6 protein-coding genes are annotated in these 5,778 nt (G+C 63.6%); 5 read left to right on the top strand and 1 reads right to left on the bottom strand.

Features of this window, described 5'->3' with window-relative positions; all coding sequences use genetic code 11:
* Both soxX and soxB read left to right on the top strand, forming a co-directional pair.
* The coding region (gene soxX / locus ABYB95_RS15655) for a sulfur oxidation c-type cytochrome SoxX (protein WP_372659494.1) at positions 1–583 on the top strand (583 nt) is incomplete at its 5' end.
* Positions 584–672: 89 nt separating this feature from the next.
* Positions 673–2,397: a thiosulfohydrolase SoxB gene (soxB, locus tag ABYB95_RS15650; RefSeq protein ID WP_372659493.1), complete on the top strand. Its 1,725-nt coding sequence runs from the start codon at positions 673–675 to the stop codon at positions 2,395–2,397.
* Between the two features lie 28 nt (positions 2,398–2,425).
* Here the strand turns inward: soxB and ABYB95_RS15645 are convergent, their stop codons facing one another.
* Entirely contained in the window at positions 2,426–2,890 is a 465-nt protein-coding gene (locus ABYB95_RS15645) for an RNA-binding S4 domain-containing protein (protein WP_372659495.1), read from the bottom strand.
* Between the two features lie 174 nt (positions 2,891–3,064).
* Here ABYB95_RS15645 and ABYB95_RS15640 point away from each other — a divergent pair, with 174 nt between their 5' ends.
* The 3 genes from ABYB95_RS15640 to ABYB95_RS15630 form a co-directional block, all read left to right on the top strand.
* Entirely contained in the window at positions 3,065–4,057 is a 993-nt protein-coding gene (locus tag ABYB95_RS15640; protein ID WP_372659492.1) for a Bug family tripartite tricarboxylate transporter substrate binding protein, read from the top strand.
* Between the two features lie 99 nt (positions 4,058–4,156).
* Entirely contained in the window at positions 4,157–4,588 is a 432-nt protein-coding gene (locus ABYB95_RS15635; RefSeq protein ID WP_372659491.1) for a tripartite tricarboxylate transporter TctB family protein, read from the top strand.
* Between the two features lie 22 nt (positions 4,589–4,610).
* Positions 4,611–5,778 (top strand): tripartite tricarboxylate transporter permease (locus ABYB95_RS15630; RefSeq protein ID WP_372659490.1); only part of this gene is annotated, 1,168 nt, incomplete at its 3' end.

The following is a 5,778-nucleotide window of genomic DNA, read 5'->3' as shown; positions in this document are numbered from 1 at the left end:
GCCGTCGTCCGCCGACTACGACAAGATCGCCGCCGGTGTGATGAAGTCCTCTTTTGAAGCGCGCGGCATCGCCCAGCTGGACCGCCTGCAACAAGACGAGGCCAATCGCGCCTGCAGCGCCGCCGAAGTGGCGGGCAAACCGCTGGACGAGAAGAGCGCGAAAGCGATCGAAGCCGCCAGCATGAAAACGGTGAAATGGCCCAGCGATGGCCAGTTTCTGGGCGACTGGAAGCAGGGCGAAAAAATCGCACAAAGCGGCAAAGGCCTGACCTGGCGCGACAAGCTCGATGGCGACAACGGCGGCAATTGCTACAACTGCCACCAGATCAGCCAGGAAGAAATCTCTTTCGGTACGCTGGGCCCGAGCCTGTACAACTACGGCAAGCTGCGCGGCGTGACCGATCCCAAGAGCCCGGCGTCCAGGGCGGTGGTGGAGTACACCTGGGGCAAGATCTGGAACTCGCGCGCCACCAACGCCTGTTCGCAGATGCCGCGCGTGGGCCACAACGGCATCCTGGACGAAAAGCAGATCCAGCACGTGATGGCTTTGCTGCTCGACCCGGCCTCACCGGTCAACAAGTAAGGTCTGCGCCTCCCCCAGCGCCCGCGAGGGCAGGGGGAGGCGTAAAAAATTTCGCTTAAATATCAGCAATCAATTGAAGAGGCATGTTTATGGGTTTCAGTCGGCGTGAATTCATGCAGGTGCTGGCCGTGGCCAGTGCCACCGGCATGGCACTGGACCACAAAGATGTGCTGGCCGGCCAGCCGGGGGCCGGGCAACGTTTCTACGAGTTGCCCGCCTTTGGCAACGTGAGCTTTTTGCACTTCACCGATTGCCACGCACAGCTCCTGCCCATCCACTTCCGCGAACCCAGCGTGAACCTCGGCGTGGCCGACGCCCTGGGCCGCCCGCCCCACCTCGTGGGCGAAGCTCTGCTCAAACATTTCGGCATGCGACCCGGCACCGCCGAGGCCCATGCCTTCACCTACCTGAACTTTGAAAAGGCCGCCAAGACCTACGGCAAGGTGGGCGGTTTTGCGCACCTGGCCACCTTGGTCAAACAGCTGCGCGCCAGCCGCCCCCACGCCATGCTGCTCGACGGTGGCGACACCTGGCAAGGCTCGGCCACCGCGCTGTGGACCCAGGGCCAGGACATGGTGGACGCCTGCAAGCTGCTGGGCGTGAACGCCATGAGCGCGCACTGGGAATTCACCCTGGGCGAGAAGCGGGTGCAGGAAATCATTGCCAAAGACTTCAACGGCCAACTCGACTTTCTGGCCCAGAACGTCAAGACCATGGACTTTGGCGACCCGGTGTTCAAGCCCTATGTGATCCGCGAAATGAACGGCGTGCCGGTGGCGGTGATCGGCCAGGCCTTTCCGTACACGCCCATTGCCAACCCCGGCTACATGGTGCCGAGCTGGACCTTTGGTATCCAGGACGAGAACCTGCAGAAGATGGTGGACGAGGTGCGCGGCAAGGGTGCGCAGGCGGTGGTGGTGCTGTCGCACAACGGCATGGACGTGGACATCAAGATGGCCTCGCGCGTGACCGGCATCGACGCCATTCTGGGTGGCCACACCCACGACGGCATGCCCGCACCCATGGTGGTGAAGAACCCCAGCGGCCAGACCCTGGTGACCAACGCCGGCTCCAACAGCAAGTTCCTGGGCGTGCTCGACTTTGACGTGCGCGGTGGCAAGGTGCAGGACTTTCGCTACAAGCTGTTGCCGGTGTTCGCCAACCTGCTGCCGGCCGATGCGCAGATGCAGGCCTACATCGAACAAGTGCGTGCGCCGTTCAAGCCGCAGCTGGACGAACAACTCGCCGTGTCCGAAGGCCTGCTGTACCGCCGGGGCAATTTCAACGGTTCCTGGGATCAACTGATCGTGGACGCGTTGATGGAGGTGAAGGGCGCTGACATCGCGTTCTCGCCGGGTTTCCGCTGGGGCACCACCATCTTGCCCGGCCAGACCATCACCCGCGAGCTGATGATGGACCAGGTGGCGATCACCTACCCCAGCAGCACGCTCAACGAGCTGACGGGCGCCACCATCAAGACGATTCTGGAAGACGTGTGCGACAACCTCTTCAACCCCGACCCCTACTACCAGCAGGGCGGCGACATGGTGCGCGTGGGTGGCCTGGCCTATACCTGCGACCCCAAGGCCGGTGCCGGCCAGCGCATCAGCAACATGGTGCTGAAAGGCAAGGCCATTGAAGCGGACAAAACCTACAAGGTGGCGAGCTGGGCGCCGGTGGCCGAAGGCGCTCAGGGCGAGCCGATCTGGGACGTGATGCAGGCCTATTTCAAACACCACCAGCGCGTGGCGCCGCGCCAACTCAACACGCCCAAACTGGTGGGCATGCAGCGCAACCCGGGCGCTGCGGCCTGAAGGCCAGCGTCGGTATACCGCAGGCGCTTCAGTCGTCGTCCATGGACGCGCTCCAGCGCGCGTCCCATCCACCCGGCGCGGTGGGTTTGTTCCACTGGTCCACTTCGCGCCGGTCCCGTTTGGTGGGGCGACCCTGGGTGATGCTGTGTGCGGGCTCCGGCGCCAGGCGGCGCTGTTCGGCGCTCTCTGCACGCCGGGCTTGCGACTCGGGGGTTTCCGCGTAGAGCAGGGCGGCCACGGGCGCCGAGCCCCGCACACCGCTGAGCGCCCGAACCACCACGGTGCGCACCTCGGAGCCCATGTGCACCTCCAGCGTGTCGCCGGTCTTGACTTCGCGCGAGGGTTTGGTTGGCAGGCCGTTGAGCCGCACGCGGCCCCGGTCGATCTCATCGCTGCTCAGGCTGCGCGTCTTGTAAAAGCGCGCGGCCCACATCCATTTGTCGAGCCGGATTTTGCCGGCCGGCGCTTCAGGCTTAGAGGCAGCTGGCCGCATGGCAAAGGGGTTGGGGCTGGTGGGGCATAGGGCGGTGTTGATCGTATCGGCTGTGTAGATGCGCCATTCTTGCACCCTTGGGCCTTGGTGTATTCCCTAGGTGCAGGGACAGGCGAATGACAGTTTCGTTTTTGAAAATGAAAGTCGATTCTTTCAGCCACAGGAGACATTTTCATGATCGTTATTCAACACCTTTCGCGCCGCCTCCAGCCGCTGGCACTTGTGCTGGCCATCGCCTCGGCACCCGCCATGGCGTTCGAGCCCAGCAACACCGAATGCATCGCACCGGCAGGCGCTGGCGGCGGCTGGGACATGACCTGCCGCTTGGTGGGCAAGGTCTTGCAAGACCTCAAGCTGGTGCCGGGTTCGATGCAGGTCACCAACAAGGCCGGTGGCGGCGGCGGCGCGGCCTATGCCGAAGTCGTGAACAAGCGCGAGAGCGACAACAACCTCATCGTTGCCGCGTCTTCGGCCACCACGACCCGTTTGGCACAAGGCGCCTACCCCGGCAACAACATGAAGCAGGTCCGCTGGATCGCTTCGGTCGGTGCCGATTTCGGCATGATCGCGGTGTCCGCCGATTCGCCCATCAAGACCCTGCCCGAGCTGATGGCCAAGGTCAAAGCCGACCCGACCTCGGTGGCGTTTGCCGGCGGTTCTGCCGTGGGCGGCTGGGACCACTTGAAGGTGTTGCTGGCGGCCAAAAAGTCCGGCATCGCCGATGTGCGCACGGTCAAGTACGTGGCCTTTGACGGCGGCGGCGAGGCGGTGACCCAGTTGCTGGCCGGCAAGATCCAGGCTTTCACCGGCGACATTTCCGAAGCCAAGGGTTTTGTGGACGCGGGCAAGATCCGGGTGCTGGCCGTGATGGCCCCTGAGCGCCTGAGCGGCGAGTTCGCCAAGTTCCCGACCGCCAAGGAACAAGGCCTGGATGTGGTCGGTGCCAACTGGCGCGGCTTCTACGCCCCGGGCAAGATGAGCGACGACGCCTACAACTTCTGGGTCAAGCAAATCGGCACCGTGTACGACTCCAAGGAGTGGAAGGACATCATGGCCAAGAACGGCATGGCACCTTTGAACATCCGCGGCAACGCCTTCCAGGCGTTCGTGAAAGAGTCGGTGGACGACGTGGAAGCGCTGTCCAAGGAAATCGGCATTCTGAAGTAAACCACCCGCAGCCCGCCGCCCTCACCAAGGGCCGCGGGCTGGGTTTTTCTCTGGGCCCACCGGGCCCGACCTCCCTTCGTTTAACTCTGGGGTTTCGCCATGAGCGACCGGATATTTGGCGGCTTTGTGCTCGCACTGTCGGTGTTGATGATGTGGGGCACCACCCTCATCCAAGAGAGCTTTATTCAAGACCCGCTCGGGCCCAAAGTCTTCCCGCTGGTGATCGCGGGTGTGATGGCGGTCACGGCGCTGTACATGCTGGTCAAGCCCGACCCCGAGCCCAAGTGGCCCGGCCTGTACAAGCTGATCGAACTGGTGGTCACGGTGGGCGTGCTGGCGGCCTACGCGCAGTTTCTGCCCATCATCGGATTCGTGTTCGCCTCGTCCCTGGCTTCGGCCTATTTGTCGTGGCGGCTGGGTGCCACCGTGGTGCAGTCCCTGGTTTCGGGTCTGCTGATTTCGGTGGGGCTGTACGGCGTTTTTCATTGGCTGCTGGGCTTGTCGCTGGCCAAAGGCCCGTGGGGCTTCTGAGAACTCAAGAAGGTAGAACAACATGGATTCTCTGAACGCATTGCTCAATGGCTTTGCCATTGCCCTGACCTGGCAAAACATCTTGCTGGCCCTGATCGGCTGTTTTCTCGGCACCATGATCGGCGCCTTGCCAGGACTGGGGCCATCGAACGGCGTGGCCATCATGATCCCGGTGGTGTTCAGCCTCGGGCTGGTGCCGGTGTCGGCGCTGATTCTGTTGACCAGCGTCTACTACGGCGCCATGTACGGCGGGCGCATCTCGTCCATTCTGCTCAACATCCCGGGCGACGAACCGGCGCTGATGACCACACTGGATGGCTACCCCATGGCCAAGAACGGCCAGGCCGGTGAGGCCCTGGCCATCTCGGGCATTGCCTCGTTCGTGGGTGCGTTTTTCGCTACCTGGGGGCTGGTGTTTCTGGCGCCGCAATTGGTGGGCGTGGCACTGCTGTTTGGCCCGGCCGAATATTTCGCGCTGTTCACCCTGGCCTTTGCCACGCTGGGCGGGCTGACCAGCCGCAACCAGGCCAAATCGGCGCTGGCGGCGGCCATTGGCCTGTCCATGGCCTTGATCGGCGTGGACGGCCAGACCGGTGTGCCGCGCTTCACCTTCGGCAACGTGCACTTCTACGACGGCATCGATTTCCTGGTCGCCATCGTTGGCTTGTTCGCCTTGTCCGAGGTCTTTGTGTTCATCGAAGAGCGGGGCAAGGGCGGATCGCACGGCCCGATGGTGAAGGTCGAACTCGGCCGCATCATCCCGCCGCTGTCCATGCTCAAACAAACCAGCGGCTCCATGTTTCGCGGCACCATCGTCGGCTTCATCGCCGGGGTGCTGCCGGGTGCCGGTGCATCGCTGGGTTCCTTCGTGGCCTATTCGCTGGAGAAAAAGGTGGTGGGCAAGAACGGCAAGATGGGTCACGGTGACCCGCGTGGCGTGGCCGCACCCGAGGCCGGCAACAACGCCGCTGCCGGTGGCGCGCTGGTGCCCATGCTGGCGCTGGGCGTGCCGGGTTCGGGCACCACGGCGGTGCTGCTCGCGGTGCTGATGGCGATGGACGTGACACCGGGGCCGCTGCTGTTCACCAAAGATCCGGACATCGTCTGGGGGCTGATCGCCGCTTTGTTTCTGGGCAACTTCATGTTGTTGGCGCTCAACCTGCCCATGGTCGGCATGTTCACCCGGGTGC

The sequence above is a fragment of the Hydrogenophaga sp. genome (genome assembly GCF_041633695.1).
GTDB lineage: Bacteria > Pseudomonadota > Gammaproteobacteria > Burkholderiales > Burkholderiaceae_C > Hydrogenophaga.
This window is presented reverse-complemented; position numbering and strand designations above follow the sequence as displayed.

Bases quoted from the DNA above. Each gene is read 5' to 3' on its own strand.
- ABYB95_RS15640 (WP_372659492.1), top strand. From the start codon at position 3,065: ATGATCGTTATTCAACACCTTTCGCGCCGCCTCCAGCCGCTGGCACTT.
- ABYB95_RS15635 (WP_372659491.1), top strand. From the start codon at position 4,157: ATGAGCGACCGGATATTTGGCGGCTTTGTGCTCGCACTGTCGGTGTTG.
- ABYB95_RS15645 (WP_372659495.1), bottom strand. From the start codon at position 2,890: ATGCGGCCAGCTGCCTCTAAGCCTGAAGCGCCGGCCGGCAAAATCCGG.
- soxB (WP_372659493.1), top strand. From the start codon at position 673: ATGGGTTTCAGTCGGCGTGAATTCATGCAGGTGCTGGCCGTGGCCAGT.